The 20965-nt window shown below is 71.8% G+C and carries 17 protein-coding genes; 7 read left to right on the forward strand and 10 right to left on the reverse strand.

What is annotated here, in order from left to right; genetic code table 11:
- Nucleotides 1-9: 9 nt before the first annotated feature.
- Nucleotides 10-366 carry an iron-sulfur cluster assembly accessory protein gene (locus tag ACIRF9_RS06655; protein ID WP_030582488.1) on the reverse strand — a complete coding sequence of 119 codons (357 nt, stop codon included), beginning with the start codon at nucleotides 364-366 and terminating at the stop codon, nucleotides 10-12.
- A gap of 287 nt (nucleotides 367-653) precedes the next feature.
- On the opposite strand from ACIRF9_RS06655, the gene nadA reads away from it, so the two are divergent.
- On the forward strand, nucleotides 654-1838 hold the full coding sequence (gene nadA, locus ACIRF9_RS06660) for a quinolinate synthase NadA (protein ID WP_403817328.1): 1185 nt from the start codon (nucleotides 654-656) through the stop codon (nucleotides 1836-1838).
- A 21-nt stretch (nucleotides 1839-1859) separates the two neighbouring features.
- On the opposite strand, the gene ACIRF9_RS06665 is transcribed toward nadA, so the two are convergent.
- The 6 genes from ACIRF9_RS06665 to ACIRF9_RS06690 all read right to left on the reverse strand — a co-directional run bounded on the left by ACIRF9_RS06665 (nucleotide 1860) and on the right by ACIRF9_RS06690 (nucleotide 10617).
- Complete coding sequence (locus tag ACIRF9_RS06665) at nucleotides 1860-4112, reverse strand: PQQ-binding-like beta-propeller repeat protein (RefSeq protein WP_403817331.1); 2253 nt, start codon at nucleotides 4110-4112, stop codon at nucleotides 1860-1862.
- Between the two features lie 110 nt (nucleotides 4113-4222).
- Complete coding sequence (locus ACIRF9_RS06670; protein WP_403817334.1) at nucleotides 4223-7327, reverse strand: efflux RND transporter permease subunit; 3105 nt, start codon at nucleotides 7325-7327, stop codon at nucleotides 4223-4225.
- A 159-nt stretch (nucleotides 7328-7486) separates the two neighbouring features.
- The gene (locus ACIRF9_RS06675; RefSeq protein ID WP_403817337.1) at nucleotides 7487-8170 is read right to left on the reverse strand and encodes a response regulator; all 684 of its coding nucleotides are present in this window, start codon (nucleotides 8168-8170) and stop codon (nucleotides 7487-7489) included.
- Complete coding sequence (locus ACIRF9_RS06680) at nucleotides 8167-9390, reverse strand: sensor histidine kinase (RefSeq protein WP_403817340.1); 1224 nt, start codon at nucleotides 9388-9390, stop codon at nucleotides 8167-8169. Before ACIRF9_RS06680 ends, ACIRF9_RS06675 begins: the two co-directional genes overlap by 4 nt.
- A 128-nt stretch (nucleotides 9391-9518) precedes the next feature.
- Nucleotides 9519-9797 carry a hypothetical protein gene (locus ACIRF9_RS06685; RefSeq protein WP_403817343.1) on the reverse strand — a complete coding sequence of 93 codons (279 nt, stop codon included), beginning with the start codon at nucleotides 9795-9797 and terminating at the stop codon, nucleotides 9519-9521.
- 22 nt (nucleotides 9798-9819) lie between these two features.
- Nucleotides 9820-10617: a PspA/IM30 family protein gene (locus ACIRF9_RS06690; RefSeq protein ID WP_403817346.1), complete on the reverse strand. Its 798-nt coding sequence runs from the start codon at nucleotides 10615-10617 to the stop codon at nucleotides 9820-9822.
- A gap of 308 nt (nucleotides 10618-10925) precedes the next feature.
- Here ACIRF9_RS06690 and ACIRF9_RS06695 point away from each other — a divergent pair, with 308 nt between their 5' ends.
- The 3 genes from ACIRF9_RS06695 to ACIRF9_RS06705 all read left to right on the forward strand — a co-directional run bounded on the left by ACIRF9_RS06695 (nucleotide 10926) and on the right by ACIRF9_RS06705 (nucleotide 13553).
- Nucleotides 10926-11522, forward strand: a complete 597-nt coding sequence (locus tag ACIRF9_RS06695; RefSeq protein ID WP_403817348.1) for a DUF3043 domain-containing protein — start codon at nucleotides 10926-10928, stop codon at nucleotides 11520-11522.
- Nucleotides 11523-11605: 83 nt separating this feature from the next.
- Entirely contained in the window at nucleotides 11606-12319 is a 714-nt protein-coding gene (locus ACIRF9_RS06700; RefSeq protein WP_403817351.1) for a class I SAM-dependent methyltransferase, read from the forward strand.
- Nucleotides 12320-12482: 163 nt separating this feature from the next.
- Nucleotides 12483-13553: a S1C family serine protease gene (locus ACIRF9_RS06705; protein WP_403817354.1), complete on the forward strand. Its 1071-nt coding sequence runs from the start codon at nucleotides 12483-12485 to the stop codon at nucleotides 13551-13553.
- Nucleotides 13554-13608: 55 nt separating this feature from the next.
- Here ACIRF9_RS06705 and ACIRF9_RS06710 read toward each other — a convergent pair whose 3' ends face one another.
- Nucleotides 13609-13821 (reverse strand): hypothetical protein, encoded by a 213-nt coding sequence (locus tag ACIRF9_RS06710; RefSeq protein WP_403817357.1) that lies wholly within the window; start codon nucleotides 13819-13821, stop codon nucleotides 13609-13611.
- A gap of 114 nt (nucleotides 13822-13935) precedes the next feature.
- On the opposite strand from ACIRF9_RS06710, the gene ACIRF9_RS06715 reads away from it, so the two are divergent.
- Nucleotides 13936-15144 (forward strand): bifunctional adenosylcobinamide kinase/adenosylcobinamide-phosphate guanylyltransferase, encoded by a 1209-nt coding sequence (locus ACIRF9_RS06715; protein ID WP_403817360.1) that lies wholly within the window; start codon nucleotides 13936-13938, stop codon nucleotides 15142-15144.
- Between the two features lie 394 nt (nucleotides 15145-15538).
- On the opposite strand, the gene ACIRF9_RS06720 is transcribed toward ACIRF9_RS06715, so the two are convergent.
- Nucleotides 15539-16456: a class I SAM-dependent methyltransferase gene (locus ACIRF9_RS06720; protein ID WP_403817363.1), complete on the reverse strand. Its 918-nt coding sequence runs from the start codon at nucleotides 16454-16456 to the stop codon at nucleotides 15539-15541.
- Nucleotides 16457-16605: 149 nt separating this feature from the next.
- Between ACIRF9_RS06720 and cobT the strand changes: the two genes are divergently transcribed.
- Both cobT and ACIRF9_RS06730 read left to right on the forward strand, forming a co-directional pair.
- Nucleotides 16606-17739, forward strand: coding sequence for a nicotinate-nucleotide--dimethylbenzimidazole phosphoribosyltransferase (gene cobT / locus ACIRF9_RS06725; RefSeq protein WP_403817366.1), 1134 nt, complete (start codon nucleotides 16606-16608; stop codon nucleotides 17737-17739).
- 79 nt (nucleotides 17740-17818) lie between these two features.
- Nucleotides 17819-19531 (forward strand): phosphatidylglycerol lysyltransferase domain-containing protein, encoded by a 1713-nt coding sequence (locus tag ACIRF9_RS06730; protein WP_403817369.1) that lies wholly within the window; start codon nucleotides 17819-17821, stop codon nucleotides 19529-19531.
- Nucleotides 19532-20181: 650 nt separating this feature from the next.
- Here the strand turns inward: ACIRF9_RS06730 and ACIRF9_RS06735 are convergent.
- Nucleotides 20182-20940: a hypothetical protein gene (locus ACIRF9_RS06735; protein WP_403817372.1), complete on the reverse strand. Its 759-nt coding sequence runs from the start codon at nucleotides 20938-20940 to the stop codon at nucleotides 20182-20184.
- Nucleotides 20941-20965 lie beyond the last annotated feature (25 nt).

Below are 20965 nucleotides of genomic sequence, written 5' to 3' on the forward strand. Positions count from 1 at the left end.
GTCATGGGCTCAGCTGAAGGAGTCACCGCAGGCGCAGGAGCCCGTCGCGTTCGGGTTGTCGATCGTGAAGCCCTGCTTCTCGATGGTGTCGACGAAGTCGATGGACGCGCCGCCCAGGTACGGGGCGCTCATGCGGTCGGTGACGACCTTGACGCCGCCGAAGTCCTTGACGACGTCGCCGTCGAGGGAGCGCTCGTCGAAGAAGAGCTGGTAGCGCAGGCCGGAGCAGCCACCGGGCTGCACGGCGACACGCAGGGCCAGGTCGTCACGGCCTTCCTGGTCGAGCAGGGCCTTGACCTTCGCCGCTGCGGCGTCGGACAGGATGATGCCGTCGGTGACGGTGCTGGTCTCGTCCGATACGGACATCTACATCTCTCCCGGGTTGTACGGAGACTGCTTGCCGACGGTTGCAACCGACGGGGCCGCGGATTCATTCCGGGCCGGGCACTTCTCGTCGCCAGATTCTCTGCCTGTTCCTTCATGCTCGCACACCGGCGACGAAGCGAACAGCGACCGCACGGCCCGCGCGACCGGCCTCTGCGCGCCGTGTCCGGGATTCATGTCACATCGACGCGATGACCATCGTCAAAGTGACACGAAGCAAGCTATCATAGATAGCGTCAGATCGACGAAAAGTAGAAAGGGTGCGTGTCGTGACCACCGCCCAGACCACGGAGCTCGACGTACAGCCGACTCCGCTCGCCCTGTTGCTGCTCGGCCGTGAGGCCGACCCGAAGAGCGAGCGGGGCGTCGAGTGCCCCGGCGACCTGCCCTCGCCCTCCGACCCGGACCTGGTCGAGCGCGCCCGCGCGGCCAAGGAGAAGCTCGGTGACAAGGTCTTCGTGCTCGGCCACCACTACCAGCGCGACGAGGTCATCCAGTTCGCCGACGTCACGGGCGACTCCTTCAAGCTGGCCCGGGACGCGGCCGCCCGCCCGGAGGCCGAGTACATCGTGTTCTGCGGTGTGCACTTCATGGCCGAGTCGGCGGACATCCTGACCTCCGACGCCCAGAAGGTGGTCCTCCCGGACCTCGCCGCCGGCTGCTCCATGGCCGACATGGCGACGGCCGAGCAGGTCGCCGAATGCTGGGACGTGCTCACCGAGGCCGGCATAGCCGAGCAGGTCGTGCCCGTCTCGTACATGAACTCGTCCGCCGACATCAAGGCGTTCACGGGCAAGCACGGCGGCACGATCTGCACCTCCTCCAACGCCCAGCGAGCCCTGGAGTGGGCCTTCCAGCAGGGCGAGAAGGTGCTGTTCCTGCCCGACCAGCACCTGGGCCGCAACACGGCCGTCCGGGACATGGGCATGTCCCTGGAGGACTGTGTCGTCTACAACCCGCACAAGCCGAACGGCGGGCTGACCGCCGAGCAGCTGCGCGACGCGAAGATGATCCTGTGGCGCGGTCACTGCTCGGTGCACGGCCGCTTCAGCCTGGAGTCGGTCGAGGACGTCCGCGCCCGCATCCCCGGCGTGAACGTGCTGGTGCACCCCGAGTGCAAGCACGAGGTCGTCGCCGCGGCGGACCACGTCGGCTCGACCGAGTACATCATCAAGGCGCTGGAAGCCGCCCCGGCCGGCTCGAAGTGGGCCATCGGCACCGAGCTGAACCTGGTGCGCCGCCTGGCGAACCGTTTCGCGCCCGAGGGCAAGGAGATCGTCTTCCTCGACAAGACGGTCTGCTTCTGCTCGACCATGAACCGCATCGACCTCCCCCACCTGGTCTGGGCCCTGGAGTCCCTCGCCGAGGGCAAGCTGGTCAACCGCATCGAGGTCGACAAGGAGACCGAGGCGTTCGCGAAGCTGGCGCTGGAGCGGATGCTGGCGCTGCCGTAGCCGGTCCACCCCGGCCCGTGCTCACCCCGCCGAGACCGCTTTCCGGTCGGGGTGGGCCGGGTCGAGGGTGAAGACCGTGCCGTCGGCGGTCACCACCACCAGGGCGCCCTTGTTGGCCAGCACGGTGGGCACGATCCCGTCGGGCAGGATCTCGGCGCGGGCGCCCGACTCCCACAACAGGGTGCCCTTGGCCGCGTCCAGCGCCGCCACCCGTCCGCTGCCGGTGGCCATGTACACGGTGCGCCCGTCGTCGTCCACGGTGACGTCGCCCGGTGCCTCCAGGTTGGTGTGGGTCTGCCAGGTCCGGCTGCCGGTGCGGGCCGAGACGGCACTCACCCGGCCGCTGGAGTTGGAGAACCAGATCGTGCCGTCCCGCAGCACCGCCCGCCCCGTGTACTTCTCGGACAGCTCGGTCACCTCGCGTTCGCGGCTTCCGGGGTCGACGCGCACGATGCGGTCGTAGGCGACGTCGCTGTTGAGGGTCCCGTCGTCCTCGTACGCCAGAAAGATCAGCTGCCCGTCGAGGATGCCGAGGAAGTTCTCGTCCGCCGCCACTCCCGTCGACCGCAGCAGGGATCCGTTGGCGGGGTCGATGACCATGAACTGCGTGTCGTCGGAGTCCTCCGACGCGCTGGTGCACTGCACGACCGCGCGGTCCGCCACCGCCAGCATCCCGCAGTAGTGGTTGGCGGGCAGGGAGACCCGCGAGCGCTCCCTCCCGTCGGCCGCCGAGCGCAGGATCACCGACGGGCCGTCGTCGTCCTGCACCAGGACCAGCCCGCCGGAGTAGACCGCTCCCCCGACGCCGTCGTAGTTCGCCTTCTGGGACCACACCTTGTCGCCGGTCTTGGCGTCGAGGCCGAGGATCAGGTGCTCCTTCGTCTCCCCGGACTTCTCGTCGACCGTCAGCTCCACGAGCACCAGACCGTCGTGCACCCCGATGACCGCCGTCTGGTACCGGTCGGCCGAGTACCCGGCGGGCGTGATGTCCGCACGCCACAGCGTCCTGCCGGTGGCGCCGTCGATCCGTTCCGGGAGGAGCGCGGTGCCGCCGCAGTAGACCGCGCCGTGGTCCGTCAGGCAGAACGGCGCGGCGAAGTCCGCCCCCTGGGCCTCGCGGACACCGCGCTCGGCGTCCGCCGACACGGTCGTCTGCCAGGGCTTCCAGCCGGCCGGGACAGCCGCCCAGCGGGACGAGGGGGATGCCGAGGGGCGCGCCTGCGCGGCCTCTTCGGGGTCGAGCGGGGCGAACGCGAAAAGTGCGGTGAGGGACGCGGCCATGAGGCCGGACGCGGCGAGCAGTCCCGGCAGTCCGCGCCACCACGGGCGGCGGCGGCCGGAGCCGGTGACGGAAGTGGCGGTGCGATGAGCGCCGGTCCCCGGGTCGGTCGCCGCGCCGTCCCGCAGCGCGGCCCGCAGTGTGTCCACCCGCAGACTCATCGTGTGCGGCTCGTCCTGCGCGTACTCGGGCAGGACGGCCGCGAACTCCCGGGCCAGCTCGTCGAGTCCGGGCCGTTCCTTGGCCTCCTTGGCCAGACAGCGCTCCAGGACGGTGCGCAGGGGGCGTGCCACCCCTTCCAGCACCGGCTCGTTGTGGACCACCCGGTAGGCGGTCAGATAGGGGCTGTCGGCGTCGAAGGGGCCACGCCCGGTGAGGGAGTACGCCAGTAGCGCCCCGAGCGAGAACACGTCGGAGGCGGGTCCGACCGAGCGGGCGTCGACGAACTGCTCCGGCGACATGAAGGGCGGGGTGCCGATCATCTGGCCGGTCTCGGTGAGGGTGTTGTGGTTCTCGGCCGCCCTGGATATACCGAAGTCGATGACACGGGGGCCGTCCTCGGCCATCAGGACGTTCGCCGGCTTCAGATCGCGGTGCACCACGCCCGCCCGGTGCAGGTCCCGCAGCGCCTCCACCAACCCCAGCGCCACCAGCCGCAGTTCGGCGTCCCGGATCGGGCCGCCCTCGCGGATCCGGTCGGCGAGTGAGCGCCCGGGCACGTACTGGGTCGCCATCCAGGGCCGCGCGGCCTCCGGGTCGGCGTCCACGACCGGCGCGGTGAAGGCGCCGCTCACCCTGCGGACGGCCTCGATCTCCTGCCGGAACCGGGCGCGGAAGACGGCGTCCTCGGCGTACTGCGCGTGGACCACCTTGAGGGCGACCTCGCGCCCCGACCGCGAGCGGGCCCGGTAGACGATGCCCATGCCTCCGGCCCCGAGACGGTCGACGATCTTGTATCCACCGAGCGCCTTCGGGTCGTCCTTGTGGAGCGGCACGTCCCGATTCCCTTCCGCCGCAGATCAGTTCGAGCGCTCAGCATAGGGAACCGGCCACGGGGGAAAAGCGTCGGCGTGACGGACCCGGGGTCCGTCACGCCGACATGTCCTCAGACGCCGGCCGGTTCGGGCGTCTTCTCGGGCTGTGCGGTCTGCCTCTTCAGGGCCTTCTTCTTGGCCCTGCGCTCCTTGCGGAGTTCGAGCATCGCGTACAGCGTCGGGACGAGGAGCAGGGTGAGCAGGGTCGAGGTGATCAGACCGCCGATCACGACCACCGCCAGCGGCTGGGCGATGAAGCCGCCCTCGCCGGTGACGCCCAGGGCCATCGGGAGCAGGGCGAAGATGGTCGCGAGCGCGGTCATCAGGATGGGGCGCAGACGGTGCCGGCCGCCCTCGACCACGGCCTCGACGACGCCGTGACCCTGCTTGCGGTACTGGTTGATGAGGTCGATCAGGACGATCGCGTTGGTCACCACGATGCCGATGAGCATCAGCATGCCGATCATCGCCGGGACGCCCATGGGGGTGCCGGTGGCGACGAGCAGGCCGATCGCGCCCGTCGCCGCGAACGGGATGGAGACCAGCAGGATCAGCGGCTGGGCGAGCGAACGGAAGGTCGCGACCAGCAGCATGAAGACGATCGCGATCGCCGCGAGCATCGCCAGGCCCAGGTTCTTGAACGCGCTGTCCTGGTCGGAGGAGACACCGCCGATCTCGGCCGTGGCGCCCGCCGGCAGCTTCAGCGCGTCGATCTTCGACTGGAGCTGGGTGCTGACCGCGCCCGTGTTGTCGCCGGTCGGCCGGGCGGTGACGGTGGCCGCGCGCCGGCCGTCGATCCGGGTCATGGACACCGGGCCGTCGACGAGCCGGACGGCGGCGATGTCACCGAGCTTCACCGGGCCCAGACGCAGGGCCTTGAGCTGGGCGAGGGTCTGCGCCGGCTTCGCCGACCGGATGACGACGTCCCGCTCGGTGTCGTCGAGCACCGCCTTCGCGGCCGTCGTCCCGCGGACGGCCTGGGTGACCGCCGCGCCCAGCGTCTGGTCGTCGAAACCGGCCGCCGCGGCCTTGGAGTTCGCCGTGACCGAGATGCGCGGCACGCTCTGCGAGAGGTCGCTGGTGACGTCGGTGACGTGGTCGAGGCCGGCCACCGCCTTGCGGACCTGCTCGGACGCCGTGCGCAGCACACCCGCGTCGGCCGCCTTCACGACGACGCTCAGGTCCTGGCTGCCGAAGCCGTCACCGGCGGCGACCGTGGTCGTTCCGATCCCGTCGAGCTTCTTCAGCCCGTCCTCGATCCGGTCCTGGACGTCCTCGTACGACGCCGAGTCCTCCAGCATCACCTGGTAGGAGGCCTGGTTGGTGTCGGTGCCGCCGCCGAAGGCCGCCATGAAGCCGGAGGAGCCGACGGTGACCTGGTAGTCCTTCACGCCCTTGACGCCGGCGAGCAGCTTCTCGACCTTCCCGGCCTGGACGTCGGTCGCCGCGAGGCTGGTGCCGGGCTTCAGCTCCTGCTTCACCGTCAGGACCTGCTGCTCGCCCTGGTCGAAGAAGTTGGTCTTCAGCAGCGGGGCCATGCCGAAGGTGCCCAGCAGCACCACGACCGCGATGGCCACGCTGGTCAGCCGGCGCCGGGTCGCGAACCGCAGGACGGGGACGTAGAGGCGCTGGAGACGGCTCCTCGCCTCCTTCTCCTCCGCGACGCGACGGGCCTCCTCGGCGTCCTCCGAGGTGCCCTTGGGGGCGCGCAGGAACCAGTACGACAGGACCGGCACGACCGTCAGCGAGACCAGCAGGGACGCCAGCAGGGCGGCCGTCACGGTGAGGCTGAACGCGCCGAACAGGGCGCCCACCATGCCGCCGACCAGACCGACCGGCAGGAACACGGCGACCGTGGTGAGGGTGGAGGAGGTGACCGCGCCGGCCACCTCGCGGACGGCCGTGATGATCGCCGTGTGCCGCTCCTCGCCGTAGCCGAGGTGGCGCTTGATGTTCTCCAGGACCACGATCGAGTCGTCGACGACCCGGCCGATGGCGATGGTCAGCGCGCCCAGGGTCAGCATGTTGAGCGACAGGTCGCGGGTCCACAGCACGATCAGGGCGAGGACGACGGACAGCGGGATGGAGACCGCGGTGACCAGCGTCGAGCGGACCGACGCCAGGAAGACCAGGATGACCAGGACCGCGAAGAGCAGACCGAGCGCGCCCTCGGTCGTCAGGCCCTCGATGGCCTTCGACACGGCCGGGCCCTGGTCGCTGACGACGGTGATCGTGGCGCCGGAGCCGAGGTCCTCGCGCAGGCTCGGCAGCTTGTCCTCGACGGCGTTCGAGATCGCGACCGCGCTGCCGTCGTGGTCCATGGTGACCATGACCGCGAGGCTGGGCCTGCCGTCGGTGCGGGTGATGGAGTCGGCCGGGGCCTCCTCCTGCTTCACCGTGGCCACGTCACCGAGACGGACCGGCTTCTTGCCGCCGACACCGGGGATCCGCAGGTCCTCGATCTGCTGGACGGAGGTGTAGCCGCCGCCGACGCGGACCGTGCGGTTGCTGCCGTCCTCGTCGAAGGCGCCGGCCGGGACGGTCGCGCCGCCCGCCTGCAGGGCCTGGGCGAGCGACTGCGTGGTCAGCCCGGCCTTGGCGAGCTTCGCGTCGGCCGGGGTGACGGTGACCTGGAGGTCGCGGACGCCGGTGACGGTGACCTGGCCGACGCCGTCGACGTCCTTCAGGGCAGGCACCACGGTCGTGTCGAGCTGGTCGGCGAGGGCCTGCTGGTCCTTGTCGGAGGTGACCGCGAGGACCACGGTCGGCATGTCGTCCGTGGAACCGGCGACGACCTGCGGGTCCACGGCGTCCGGGAGCTGGACGCCGGCCCGGTTGACGGCCAGCTGGACGTCGGCGACCAGCTGCTTGGTGTCGTTGCCGTAGTCGAAGGACGCCACGATGACGGCGTTGCCCTCGCTCGCGGTGGAGGTGACGCCGGTGATGCCGTCGACACCCTCCAGCTGGTCCTCGATCGGCTCGATCACCTGCTTCTCGACGACGTCCGGGGAGGCGCCCTGGTAGGGCGCGAGCACGGACACCATCGGCAGTTCGATGGTGGGCAGCAGCTGCTGTTTGAGCTGCGGGACGGCGATCGCGCCGAAGACGAGCGCGACGATGGACATCAGGCCTATCAGGGCCCGTTGGGCGAGGCTGAACCTGGACAGCCAGGACATGGGTTACGGGTCTCTCTTCTGTGAGCGGCAGAAGCGGTGTGAGGGCACATATGAGCGCCGACCCCTACACCCTGAGCCATGGCCCGGCCCCGATCCGTAAGCCCCTGGTCCATTTCCTTATGCGGCTCATACTCCGCCCGCAGTACGAGCGGGTGGGGCTCACTCCACCCTTGGGCGTACCAGCCCGGACTCGTACGCGATCACCACGAGCTGTGCCCGGTCGCGCGCGCCCAGCTTGGCCATGGCCCGGTTGACGTGCGTCTTCACGGTCAGCGGGCTGACCTCCAGGCGTTCGGCGATCTCGTCGTTGGAGTGGCCGCCGGCGACCTGCACGAGGACCTCGCGCTCGCGCACGGTGAGTGCCGCGAGGCGCTCCTCCCTGGCCGGGTCGCGGTCGTCGCCCAGCGCGTCGCCCTGGGCGAGGAAGCGGGCGATGAGGCCCTTGGTGGCGGCCGGGGAGAGCAGGGCGTCGCCGCCGGCGGCGATCCGGATCGCGTTGAGGAGCTCCTCCGGCTCGCTGCCCTTGCCGAGGAAGCCGGAGGCGCCCGCGCGCAGCGACTGCACCACGTAGTCGTCGACCTCGAAGGTCGTCAGGATGACCACCCGGACGTGCGCGAGGTCGGGGTCGGCGCTGATCTGCCGGGTCGCGGCGAGACCGTCGGTGCCGGGCATGCGGATGTCCATCAGGACGACGTCGGCGCGCTCCTCCTTCGCCAGCCGGACCGCCTCCGCCCCGTCGGACGCCTCGCCGACCACCTCCATGTCGGACTCGGAGTCGACGAGCACCCGGAACGCGCTGCGAAGCAGCGCCTGGTCGTCGGCGAGCAGGACACGGATGCTCATGCGGGGTCCTCGGCTGGGCGGGTACGGGTCTTGACCGGCAGGATCGCATGCACGCGGAAGCCGCCTCCGTAGCGGGGACCGGTGGTGAGGGTGCCGCGCAGGGCGGTGACCCGCTCACGCATGCCGAGGAGACCGTGCCCGCCGCCGGTCACCGGGCTCTCCTCGGCCTCCGGGCGGCCGTCGTCGAGGACCGTTATCTCGATGTGCGGCCCCACCCGTACGACGCTGACCTCGGCCTTCGCGTCCGGTCCCGCGTGCTTCTGCACATTGGTGAGGGCCTCCTGGATGACCCGGTAGGCGGCCAGGTCGACGGCGGCGGGCAGCTTGGTGTCGTGGTCCGTGCGGGCAACCTCGACCAGCAGGCCCGCGCTGCGGAAGGTGCCGGCCAGCTCGTCGAGGCGGTCCAGGCCGGGCGCCGGTTCGGTGGGGGCCTCCGGGTCTCCGGACTGGCGCAGCAGACCGACGGTGGCGCGCAGCTCGTTGAGCGCGGAGCGGCTGGCCTCGCGGACGTGGGCGAGGGCCTCCTTGGCCTGGTCGGGGCGCTTGTCCATGACGTGCGCGGCGACTCCGGCCTGCACGTTGACCAGGGCGATGTGGTGCGCGACCACGTCGTGCAGATCGCGGGCGATGCGCAGCCGCTCCTCGGCGACGCGGCGGCGGGCCTCCTCCTCTCGGGTGCGCTCGGCCCGCTCGGCGCGCTCGCGGATGGCCTGGACGACGGCCCTGCGGCTGCGGACGGCGTCCCCGGCGGTGGCGCCGATGCCGGTCCAGGCGAGGATGCCGAGGTTTTCCTGGGCGTACCAGGGCAGCGGGCCCGCGAGCATCGCCGCGCTGGTGAGAGCCGTCATCGTGATCAGGCCGGCGCGCAGGGTGGTGGGGCGGTCGGTGGTGGCGGCGACGGTGAAGAGGGCGACGACGGCGGACATCGCGACGGGAGCGCGGGGGTCGCCGGTGACGCACTCGACGACCGAGAGGGTGCCGGTGACGGCGAGGACCGTCATGGGGGCGCTGCGGCGGAAGATCAGGGCGATGGCGCCGAGGGTCATCAGCAGGAGGCTGAGGGGGTCGGGGCTGCGGATGCTCCAGCTGACGCTGTGGCCGCTGTGGGGGTCGACGAAGGAGCCGGCGAGCATGCAGAGCAGGACGCCTGCGGCGAGAGTCGCGTCCAGGGCCAGGGGGTGAGCCTGCAGCTGGCGTTGGGCTCGGCCGAGGGGGGTCACTTTGCTGGTTACCGTCGCTTTCCCTGCCGTAGCTGGGGGCTGCCGCCCCCGGACCCCCGCTTCGGCCCTGAACGGGCCTCGTCCTCAAACTCCCCCAGAGGGGGCACCCCCAGACGGGCTGATCGATCTCACCCTGGGATCAAACCGTCGTCGCTCAGCATCTCCCGGACCTCCTCCAGCGTCGCGTCCGGGGACGGAAGGATCAGTTCCGACGGTTCGAGGGAGTCGTCGGGGAGGGGGGTGCCCAGGCGGCGGACGGCGCCCAGAAGGGCGCCGAGGGTGCGGCGGAACCCGTCCGCGTCGCCGCCCTCCAGCTCCGCGAGGAGTTCGTCGTCCAGCTTGTTCAGTTCGGCGAGGTGGCCGTCGTCCAGCCTCACCTGCCCCTCCCCCATGATCCGTACGATCATGTCGCCTCCCTCGGCGTGGGCCCTACTGCTTGTCGAAGCGCGGGGTGTCCTGCGGCTGCTGCTGGGGCTGCGACTGGTTGGTGCCACCTTCGATGGCCTGCTGGCCCGAGGAGGTGCCTCCGGCGAGCTCGGCCTTCATGCGCTGCAGTTCCAGCTCTACATCCGTACCACCGGAGAGCCGGTCCAGCTCGCTCTGGATGTCGTCCTTCGCCAGGCCGGTCGGGTCGTCGAGGGCACCGGAGGCGAGCAGCTCGTCGAGGGCGCCGGCCCGGGCCTGGAGCTGGGCGGTCTTGTCCTCGGCGCGCTGGATGGCCAGGCCGACGTCACCCATCTCCTCGGAGATGCCGGAGAAGGCCTCGCCGATGCGGGTCTGGGCCTGGGCCGCGGTGTAGGTGGCCTTGATGGTCTCCTTCTTCGTACGGAAGGCGTCGACCTTGGCCTGGAGGCGCTGGGCGGCGAGGGTGAGCTTCTCCTCCTCGCCCTGGAGCGTCGCGTGCTGCGTCTCCAGGTCGCTGACCTGCTGCTGGAGGGCGGCCCGGCGGGAGAGGGCCTCGCGGGCGAGATCCTCACGGCCGAGCGCGAGTGCCTTGCGGCCCTGGTCCTCCAGCTTGGAGGACTGCGACTGCAACTGGTTGAGCTGCAGCTCCAGACGCTTGCGCGAGGTGGCCACGTCGGCGACGCCGCGGCGGACCTTCTGCAGGAGCTCCAGCTGCTTCTGGTACGAGTAATCGAGGGTCTCGCGCGGGTCCTCGGCCCGGTCAAGGGCCTTGTTCGCCTTCGCGCGGAAGATCATCCCCATACGCTTCATGACACCGCTCATGGGCTTCGCGCGCCCCCTTCTGACGTCCAGCTCCAGCTCTGCGACAGAACCCACAGTACGGGCCCTGCATCCATTGACGCACTGTTCGGGGACGGATGTGCTCCTCCCCAAGGACGACTGACCGAGACCTTGCTCCGGCGTAAGGAGTAGGTGACCTTCAGGGTCGACGCCGGCTCACCCCTACGTCCCCTCTTCCCGAGGTTTTCCCCGATCCGTCCCGGTCCGTCTCCACTACAGACGACTGGTGTTGCCGGATCGTTCCCCGCCGGGCTGGGGTCCATGCCCGCGAGCGCTTACCCTTGGGTTTTGTGTTCCGTAGCCGTGCCAAGGAAGAGAAGGCCCCCGCCGACAAGGCGGCGGTGACCGACTCCAAGCAGACCCGTGACCCGCAGGCCCCCAAGGGCCGACCGACGCCCAAGCGCGCCGAGGCCCAGTCCCAGCGCCGCAGCGTCGCCAACACGCCGACCACCCGCAAGGAGGCGGCGAAGCGCCAGCGCGACGAGCGCCGCTCCCAGCTGGAGCGCCAGCGCCAGGCGCTGGCGGGCGGCGACGAGCGGTACCTGCCGGCCCGTGACAAGGGCCCGGTCCGCAAGTTCGCCCGCGACTTCATCGACTCCCGGTTCAACGTGGCGGAGTTCTTCCTGCCCATGGCCGTGGTCATCCTCCTGCTGAGCCTGGTCCGGGTGGCCTCGCTGCAGACCATGGCGCTGCTGCTGTGGCTGGTCGTGATCGTGCTGATCGTGCTCGACTCGATCGTCACCGGCTTCCGGCTGCGCAAGCGGCTCGCGGAGCGCTTCCCCGACCAGAGCCGCCGTGGCGCGATCGCCTACGCGCTCATGCGCTCCCTGCAGATGCGCCGGCTCCGGCTGCCCAAGCCGCAGGTCAAGCGCGGAGAGCGGCCCTGAGCACGACGTCTTTCTCCGGGGGAGCGGCCGAGGCCTGGCTGAACAAGCTGGGTGGGCTGCGTGATGTCGTACGGCAGGAGCTGGTGGCCCGCCAGCTCGACGAGCAGATCGCGGGCCGGTACCCGGTCGGACAGCGGCTGCGGGTGCTCGACGTGGGGATGGGCCAGGGCACGCAGGCGCTGCGGCTCGCCCGCCTCGGCCACCAGGTGACCGGACTCGAACAGGACGCCACCATGTGCGCCGCGGCCCGCCGGGCCCTGTCCGGGGAGCCGGAGGGCATCCGGGAGCGGATGCGGATCATCGAGGGCGACGGCCGGGACACGGGCGTGCACTTCCTGCCCGGCAGCTTCGACGTGGTGCTGTGCCACGGCGTGCTGATGTACGTCGAGGAGCCGGACGCACTGCTGGCGGGGCTGGCGCGGATGCTGGCCCCGGGCGGGCTGCTGTCGCTGCTCGTGCGCAACGCGGACGCGCTGGCCATGCGGCCGGGGCTGAGCGGCGACTGGGCGGGCGCGCTGGCCGCCTTCGACACGGTCGCCTACACGAACCGGCTGGGCCTGGACGTGCGCGCGGACCGGCTGGCCACGCTGACGGACACGCTGGCCGGGATCGGGGCGCCGCTGCAGGCCTGGTACGGGGTGCGGGTGTTCACCGACACGGCGGCGGACGGGACCACGGCTCCGGACGATCCCGCGGAGGCGGAGGCGTTGCTGGCGGCCGAGGAGCGGGCGGGGCGGACGGATCCCTACCGGGGCGTGGCGGCACTGTTGCATCTTTGTGGGGTTCGGGGGGCTTGAGGTCGTAGGGGATGTGCCGGCCGGTGGGGGCTGGTCGCGCCCACGCGACGGAGCCGCAGATCGACACGGCCCGCGCCCCTGGGTGTGCTGCCGTGGGCGCTTGTTTCCCTCGTTCGGGTGAGTTGGGGAAGCCCTGTCCTCGCCCCGCCGTGAGACTCGGGGCATGGACGCTTGCCGTAGTCGTGCCTCGGGGCTCGCCGTGCTCGCATGCTCCCTTGCGCTGCTCGCCGGGTGTTCCGGGGTCGGTTCGCCGGTGACGACGAGGGCCACGACCACCCAGGCCGCGCCGCGGGCGACGCCGACCCCCCGGGACGGCACCGATCTGCAGAGCGACTACCAGCGGGTGATCAAGGACGTCCTGCCCTCGGTCGTGCAGGTGCAGTCCGACGACGGGCTGGGGTCGGGGGTCGTCTACGACGGCAAGGGGCACATCGTCACCAACGCGCACGTCGTCGGTGACGGGCGGACCTTCCAGGTCACGACGGCCACCAGTGAGGAGCCGCTGACGGCCACCCTCGTCTTCTCCTATCCGCAGCAGGACCTGGCCGTCGTCAAGCTCGACAAGGTGCCGGGCGGGCTGAGGGCGGCCGCGTTCGGCGACTCCTCGAAGGTCGAGGTCGGGCAGATCGTGCTGGCCATGGGCTCGCCTCTCGGGCTGTCGTCGAGCGTGACGCAGGGCATCGTCTCGGCGACCGGACGGACCGTCAGCGCGGGTGACGAGGACGGCGGGCCGGGGGCCACCTTCGCGAACATGGTGCAGACGTCCGCGCCCATCAACCCGGGCAACAGCGGGGGTGCGCTGGTCGACCTGGACGGGCGGGTCATCGGCATTCCGACGCTCGCCGCGACCGACCCGGACCTCGGCGGCGCCGCGGCGGGCATCGGGTTCGCGATCCCGGCGTCGATGGTGCGGACCGTCGCCGACCAGATCGTCCGGGACGGCAGGGTCACCGACTCGGGCCGGGCGGCGCTCGGCATCACCGGGCGCACCTACGTCGACGCGGGCTACCAGCCGGCGGGGGTCGCGGTCGTGGAGGTGCGGGAAGGGGGTGCGGCCGACAAGGCGGGCCTGCGGGCCGGGGACGTCATCACCGGGCTGGGCGACACGGACATCACCACCATCACCTCGCTGACGGAGGCGCTGGCCGAGGAGAGGCCGGGGGCGCGCACGACGGTGACGTTCACCCGCGACGGGAGCGAGAAGAAGACGGACGTGACGTTGGGCGAGCAGTGAGACGGGGGCACCGCCGTGGTGTCACGGCGGTGCCCCCGGTTCTACGGTCGCGTGGCTAGGACTCGTTCGCGTGCAGGCTCATGGGGCCGTAGATCTCGGTGGAGTCCTCGAAGAGCCGCACCTGGTCCGCGCCGCCTTCGAGCAGGGCCTTCCACTGTTCCCCGATCCAGGACTCGGCGTCCCCCTGGGTGGTGAACTCCTCCGGCTCCACTGCGGGCTGGACCTCCGTCCCGTCGGCCTTCTCGAACCGCCACGTCCATGCCGCCATGTACGCCTCCCTGATATGAACACGTGCAGAGCAGAAGCCGGATCTTGGTCCGGCTCCTGCCGAGCAGCCTAGTCGGATGCGCAAGACCAGGTCAGAGACGCGAAAATCAGCTTTGTGGAAGTGACTCTGCTCGGTACCGGTGCCCCCGCGGGACTGCCCCGCCCCGACTGCCCCTGCGCGGTGTGCGCGACCTCGCTGGGCCCGCACGCGCGTGCGGCGACCGCGTTGCTCGTGGACGGGGCGCTGCTGCTCGATCTGACGCCGGGTGTGGCGTTCGCGGCTGCCCGGGTGGGGCACTCGCTGGGCGGCGTACGGCAGGTGCTGTTGTCGCATCCGCACGACGGGCCGCCCGTGGAGGTGCCGGCGGGGCTGCCGCAGCCCGGGCGGGTGCCGGACGGGCGGGAGCTGGCGCTGCTGACGGGGCATCGGGTGCGGGCGGTGGCGATGGACGCGCCGGGGACCGGGTACGCGGTGACCGGGCCCGACGGGCATCGGCTGCTGTATCTGCCGCCGGGGGGTGCGCCGGCCGGTCTGGAGGAGGGGTCGGAGCACGCCGAGCGGTACGACATGGTCCTCGCGGATCTCGTGGGGCGGCCGGACGCGCTGGCGAAGCTGCGGGCGGTGGGGGCGGTGGGGCCGACGACGGACGTCGTCGCCGTACACCTGGACCATGACGTGCCGGCGGGCGCGGAGTTGACGCGGCGGCTCGCGGCGGCGGGGGCGCGGGCGGTGCCGGACGGGGCGACGCTGGTGGTGGGGGTGTACGAGGACGTGCCGGACGTGCCGCGGCGGACGCTGGTGCTGGGCGGGGCGCGGTCGGGGAAGTCGGTGGAGGCGGAGCGGCGGCTGGAGTCGTTCCCCGATGTGCTGTACGTGGCCACGGGCGGGTCGCGGGGCGGGGACACCGAGTGGGCGGCACGGGTGGCGGCGCACCGGGAGCGGCGGCCGGGGTCGTGGCGTACGACGGAGACGTGCGACCTCGTGCCGCTGCTGGCGCAGGACGGGGCGCCGTTGCTGATCGACTGTCTGTCGTTGTGGCTGACGGACGCGATGGACTCCGTCGGGGCGTGGGACGACGCGGAGTGGGCGGACGGGGGTGAGCGGGCGTTGCGGGCGCGGGTGGCGGAGCTGGCGGCGGCTGTGCGGGGGGCTCGGCGGACGGTGGTGCTGGTGTCGAACGAGGTGGGCTCGGGGATCGTGCCCGCCACTGCCTCCGGGCGGCGGTATCGGGACGAGTTGGGGCGGTTGAACGCCGCTGTGGCAGGTGAGTGCGAGGAGGTCGTGCTGGTGGTGGCGGGCCAGGCGGTGGTGCTACGGGGGTGAGGCGGGCGTGGCTGACGGGTTGCCCGGGGTGGGTGCTGGGCGGGGGTGGGTCGCGCAGCCCGGCGCTCGCGGGGTGCCGCTGCGCCCACCCTCCCCCACTCTCGGCTTCGCTCGAGCGGGGGGACCCCCATCGCCCCAGCGGCACGACTGCCCGCAGCCAGGAAGGACGACGGCCGCTGCCGGGTCGGCACAGGCCCGGCGGCGCGCCTGGCCGCAGCCGCGGAAACTGCACTCTCGCGCGCGGCGCGAGTGCCCGTGGCTGCGGAGACTGCGGCTGCTCGGGCGACACGACTGCGCGCGGCTGCGCGCGGCTGCGCGCGGCTGCGCAAGTCAAGGGGCGCGGGGAACTGCGCGACCAGCCACCCACCGCCCGCACTTCGCCGACGTGCCGCGGCTACCTCTTGCGGGCGATCAGTCGGTACGCGTTGGAGAAGCGGGTGCGGCTGAGGAGGGGGGAGAGGGTGTGGTCCAGGGCTGCTGCGAGGGCTGCCGCGGGGAGGGCGGCGCGGTGGAGGCGGGTGCGGTTCAGGGAGCGGAAGGCGGCCACGGAGAGGTCGTGGGGGGTGTGGGGGGATCTGCGGTCCGTGGTGACGATGTCGCAGCCCTGGGACTCCAGCTCCGTGCGGAGGTTGGGCAGGGGGATCAGGTGGAGGTGGCGGGGCTGGTCGTGGGAGTGCCACCACTTGCCCAGGACGGCGGCGGACGCGCTGGCGGGGTCGGCGAGTTCCAGGAGGAGGTGGCCGCCGGGGCGCAGGACCGTGAGGGCCGCCGTGAGTTCCTCCCGCGGGTCCCGGGTGTGTTCCAGGTGGTGGAGCATGCTGACGACGTCGTAGCGGCCGCGCAGGCGGGACAGGACGTCCGGGGCCGTGAGGTGGCCCATGTGGGCCTCGTCCAGGCGGCCCGCCGCTCTCGCCCGCCGCACGCGCGGGGTGGGGTCCAGCCCGTCGAAGGCCGTGTACATGAACAGTTCCTTCGCCGTCAGCGGGAAGGCCGCGTCCCCGGTCCCCACGTCCAGCCAGCTCTCCGGCTCGGGGAAGGCAAGCATCGCGCGGGCCGTCCGCCTCAGGTGCCCGCGGCTGAACCGCTCGTCCCCCCGGGCGTCGTACAGCGCCAGTCCCTCGGGCGTGAGGCGGGGGTTCTGGAAGGCGTGGGCGCAGTCCCGGCACTCGTCGACCACGAAGGTGCCCGGTCTGCGATGCCGCAGGTCCGGTGCGCGCAGTCGGGTGCGCAGGCGTGTCGAACCGCACCAGGGGCAGTCGTCGCGGCGCGGATCGTGGACGGGTCGGGGCACGGTCCTGGGCCTGGGGGACATGAGCGGCTCCGGGGAACAGAGAACAGGATCCGCGACATTCAGCGGCAAAAGGAACGTATGGGATACCGATCTTGGGTGCAAAGACGTCGTGGGGGTGTGGTGACGATGTGGCGCCGGACCGCCCAGCCGGTGCCGGTACTGTTCGGCGAATGAGCTCGCTTAATCTCGACGACTTCACCGATCTGATCGAGCGCCCCGACGGCGGAGTGCGCCGCGACGCGGAGGCCCGCCGGGAACGTCAGATCGTGCCGCCCGGATCACTGGGGCGCCTGGACGACCTGGGTGAGTGGCTGGCGGCGGCGCAGGGCTCGGTGCCCGTGCGGCCGGTCGTACGGCCGCGGGTGGTGCTGTTCGCCGGCGACCACGGTGTCGCCGAGCTCGACGTCTCGACCCGGCCGGCGGGCACCGCCTCGGAGCTGGTGCGGGAGATCCTGGAGGGCGCCCGCCCGGTCTCGGTGCTCGCCCGCCGGCTCGACGTACCCGTGCGGATCGTGGACATGGCGCTGGACTGCGACCCGGCTCTGTTCCCGGAGGACGTCGTACGGCACCGGGTGCGGCGCGGCAGCGGTCGTATCGACATCGAGGACGCGCTGACCGTGGAGGAGGCCGAGGCTGCCTTCCGGGCGGGCATGGCGGTCGCGGACGAGGAGGCCGACTCCGGTACGGATCTGGTCGTCCTCGGCGATGTGAGCGTCGGCGGGACGACGGCCGCCGGGGTGCTGGTGGCCGCGCTGTGCGGGACCGACGCCTCCGTGGTGACCGGTCGGGGCGGCGAGGGCATCGACGACCTGGCGTGGATGCGCAAGTGCGCGGCGATCCGGGACGCGCTGCGCCGGGCGCGGCCGGTGCTCGGGGAGCAGTTGCAGCTGCTGGCGACCGTGGGCGGCGCCGACCTCGCCGCGATGACGGGCTTTCTGCTGCAGTGCGCCGTACGGAAGTTGCCGGTCGTGCTCGACGGTGTCGTGGCCGCCGCCTGCGCTCTCGTCGGGCAGCGGATCGCGTTCCGGGCGCCGGACTGGTGGCTGGCGGCGAGCAAGAGCGGTGAGCCGGGGCAGGCGAAGGCGCTGGACCGGATGGCGCTGGAGCCGCTGCTCGACCAGGGCGTGAAGGTCGGCGAGGGCGCCGGGGCGCTGCTGGCGCTGCCGCTGGTGCAGGCCGCGGCGGCCCTGGCGGCGGAGCTTCCCGAGAAGCCCGAGAAGCCCGAGAAGCCCGAGGCGTCCGAGGCGTCCGCGAAGGAGCAGGCCGCGGAGCCGGAGCAGGAGTGGAGCAACGAGGCGACGTAACCGGACAGCTGCGGACAGGAAGGGACAGGCGGCCCCAAAAGATCGGTTTCCCGGAAGTCCACCCATATGATCACCGCTCATGGGAAACGCCCGGGTCGCCGCCGTCCTCGCCGTCTGGTATCTGCGTGCCGTCGCCTTCGTCAACTTCCTCAGCGCGGTGTGGGTTTCCCTGGGGCAGGACGTGCGGCGGCACAACCAGGAGGACCTGTTCACGCCGTATCTGCTGACCGCCGGCTTCGCCTCCGGTGTGTTCACGGCGTTTCTGGCGATCACCATGCGGCGCCGCAAACGTGCCGCGTGGATCCTGAACCTCGGGCTCGGCGGGGCGTTCCTCGCGCTGCTCGCCTTCGCCATGGTGTTCCCGGAGATCCGGCGGCACCCGCAGAACTGGGTCTCGCTGGCACTGACCGCCGCCTTCGTGGGGGCGCTGGTGCTCGGGCGGCGGGAGTTCTACGCCAAGGGCGACCGCGCCAATCCCCGGCTCGCCGCGGCCGTCGGCGTCGGCGGGCTGCTCGGCGCCTCGCTGTTCGCCGCGCTGCTGGTCACGGCCACCAACCAGGCGCAGGGGCACTCCACCTTCGCCGAACGCTGGCGGTACGGGACCCTCCGGCTGGTCTCCATCTCCGACTTCCGCTCCCCCGGCATCGCCACGCCGAACTGGGTGGACGTGACGGTCAACGTGCTCAGCACGCTCCTCGTCCTCGCCGTCCTGTACGCGGCCTTCCGCTCCCGGCGGGCCGTCGACCCGCTCACCGAGGACGACGAGAAGCGGCTGCGGGAGTTGCTCGACCGGCACGGCGAGCGGGACTCGCTCGGGTACTTCGCGCTGCGCCGGGAGAAGAGCGTGCGCTGGTCGCCGACCGGGAAGGCGGCCGTCGCCTACCGGGTGGTGGGCGGGGTGTCCCTCGCGTCCGGGGATCCGCTCGGGGACCCGGAGGCCTGGCCGGGGGCGATCGAGCCGTGGCTCGCCGAGGCGCGGGCGCACGGGTGGATCCCGGCGGTGATGGGGGCCGGCGAGGAGGCCGGGACCGTGTACGCGCGGCATGGGCTCGACGCCCTCGAACTCGGTGACGAGGCGATCGTCGAGGTCGCCGAGTTCACCCTGGAGGGCCGCGCCATGCGGACCGTCCGGCAGGCGTACAACCGGGTGCGCCGGGCCGGCTACACCGTGCGGGTACGGCGGCACGAGGAGATCCCGGCCGACGAGATGGCGTACCTGCTGCGCCGCGCCGACGACTGGCGGGACGGGGCCACCGAGCGCGGGTTCAGCATGGCGCTGGGGCGGCTCGGGGACCCGGAGGACGGGCGCTGCGTGATGCTGGAGTGCCGCGACGCCGAGGGGCGGCTCAGAGCGCTGCTCTCCTTCGTGCCGTGGGGCCCGCACGGGCTGTCCCTGGACCTGATGCGGCGGGACCGGGACTCCGACAACGGTCTGATCGAGTTCATGGTGATCGACCTCCTCACGGGCGCCCGGGAGATCGGGATCACCCAGGTCTCGCTCAACTTCGCCATGTTCCGCTCGGTCTTCGAACGCGGCGCACGTCTGGGCGCCGGGCCGGTCCTGAGGCTGTGGCGGTCGCTCCTCAGCTTCTTCTCCCGCTGGTGGCAGATCGAGTCGCTGTACCGCGCCAACGCCAAGTACCGGCCCATCTGGGAACCCCGCTTCCTCCTCTTCGAGAAGAGCGCGGACCTGCCCCGCATCGGCCTCGCGTCGGCACGGGCAGAAGGCTTCCTGGAGGCGCCCGGGCTGCCGAAGTGGCTGCACCGTGCTCACCTGGAAACCCATCGATGAACGAGACCCGTCGATGAGCCAGGTCGGCCGCTGGGCCCGCGCCGAATGGGGGCCGCTGTACGAGGCCGTACGCGCGCCACTGGTGGAGCGGCGTTGGCGGGCGGTGCCGATGACGGCGACGGCCGTGTGTCTGACGTCGGTCCTGCAGATCGTGCAGAACCAGTCCTGGGGCTACCGTCCGGTCCAATGTCTGGGCGCGATCCGGGCCCAGGACCCCCTGGAGCTCGCCCTCCTGCGCACCCCGCTCTCCCTCTTCGTCCCGGCGCTGGACCTCCCCGTCTGGGGCGCCCTCGCCCAGATCCTGCTGGTGTTCGGCCTCGCGGAGCTCTGCCTGGGCTGGTGGCGCACCCTGGCCGTCGCCTACGCCGCGACCCTCGCCGGCACCCTGTACGCCCGCGCCGGCATCGCCCTCGACTGGCTCCCCGCCTCCGACGCCGTGGTCGTCGACACCGGCCCGTCGGCGGCGGTGGTGGGCCTGGCGGTGTTCCTGGGCCGGCGCTACCGGGCGTACACGACAACGGCTCTCGTGATCCTCGCGATGATCGTGGAGGTCCTGCTGAAGAACAACCTGGCAGGCAAGGAACACCTGGCGGCGATCGCGGGGGTGGCTCTCCTGTGCGCGGCAAGCACAACCACCACCCCCCACCCCCTCAGGCGCCCTTCCTCCCCAGCTCCGCGTTCGTCTTGCCCCCCAACCAGTCCCCCAGCACCCGCCCCGGCCGAGCCCACCGCCGATCGTGCCGATAGGCCCGCAACACCGCCTTCGCCCGGGCCCGCGGCCGCCGCCGGTAGAACCGGCGGGCCCACGGCGAACCGGGCCGCGCCACCCGTATCAGACCGATCAACCCGACGAACGGGATGAGCACGCTGAACACGGCCATCTTGATCTTGCCCTTGAACAGCACGGCCAGCGAGAGGAGGAAGTTCACGCCGACGGTCAGGGCGACGGTCCCCCGGTCCTGGAGCTCGTCGTCGCTCATGTCGTTGACGCCGAACGGCGCGGACCCCACCAGCAGCAGCCCGACGAGGGCGGCCGTCAGCACGACGGCCTCCACACTCTTGCGCCCCGCCTCCGTCCAGTACACGTCGTCGAGGTGCAGGATCAGCGCGAACTCGTCGAGGACGAGCCCGGCACCGATACCGAAGACCACCGCGAAGACGCCCGAGCCGAAGCCACGGGCCCCGCTCGCCACCGCGCCGAAGCCGCCCGCGAGGGTCAGCACGACCCCGGGGACCACGTGGTGGATGTGCACCCCGCCGGAGCTGATGTTCCCGAAGGGCCCCCTGCCCGCCCGGATGAGCCGGGTGATGACCCGGGTGATCAGGAAGGTGAGGACGAACGCGGTCAGGGCGAGGAGCAGGGGGAGTTTCCCCGGTTCGACGATGTTGCGCTGCAGCCACTGGCCCATGTCCCCAGTCTCGCGGCGAGCGGGG

The sequence above is a fragment of the Streptomyces sp. NPDC096132 genome, assembly GCF_044763345.1.
Taxonomy (GTDB): Bacteria; Actinomycetota; Actinomycetes; order Streptomycetales; family Streptomycetaceae; genus Streptomyces.

Coding starts and splice junctions, on each gene's coding strand:
- ACIRF9_RS06655 (WP_030582488.1), bottom strand. CDS start 366: ATGTCCGTATCGGACGAGACCAGCACCGTCACCGACGGCATCATCCTG.
- ACIRF9_RS06670 (WP_403817334.1), bottom strand. CDS start 7,327: ATGTCCTGGCTGTCCAGGTTCAGCCTCGCCCAACGGGCCCTGATAGGC.
- ACIRF9_RS06675 (WP_403817337.1), bottom strand. CDS start 8,170: ATGAGCATCCGTGTCCTGCTCGCCGACGACCAGGCGCTGCTTCGCAGC.
- ACIRF9_RS06685 (WP_403817343.1), bottom strand. CDS start 9,797: ATGATCGTACGGATCATGGGGGAGGGGCAGGTGAGGCTGGACGACGGC.
- ACIRF9_RS06690 (WP_403817346.1), bottom strand. CDS start 10,617: ATGAGCGGTGTCATGAAGCGTATGGGGATGATCTTCCGCGCGAAGGCG.
- ACIRF9_RS06705 (WP_403817354.1), top strand. CDS start 12,483: ATGGACGCTTGCCGTAGTCGTGCCTCGGGGCTCGCCGTGCTCGCATGC.
- ACIRF9_RS06710 (WP_403817357.1), bottom strand. CDS start 13,821: ATGGCGGCATGGACGTGGCGGTTCGAGAAGGCCGACGGGACGGAGGTC.
- ACIRF9_RS06720 (WP_403817363.1), bottom strand. CDS start 16,456: ATGTCCCCCAGGCCCAGGACCGTGCCCCGACCCGTCCACGATCCGCGC.
- cobT (WP_403817366.1), top strand. CDS start 16,606: ATGAGCTCGCTTAATCTCGACGACTTCACCGATCTGATCGAGCGCCCC.
- ACIRF9_RS06730 (WP_403817369.1), top strand. CDS start 17,819: ATGGGAAACGCCCGGGTCGCCGCCGTCCTCGCCGTCTGGTATCTGCGT.
- ACIRF9_RS06735 (WP_403817372.1), bottom strand. CDS start 20,940: ATGGGCCAGTGGCTGCAGCGCAACATCGTCGAACCGGGGAAACTCCCC.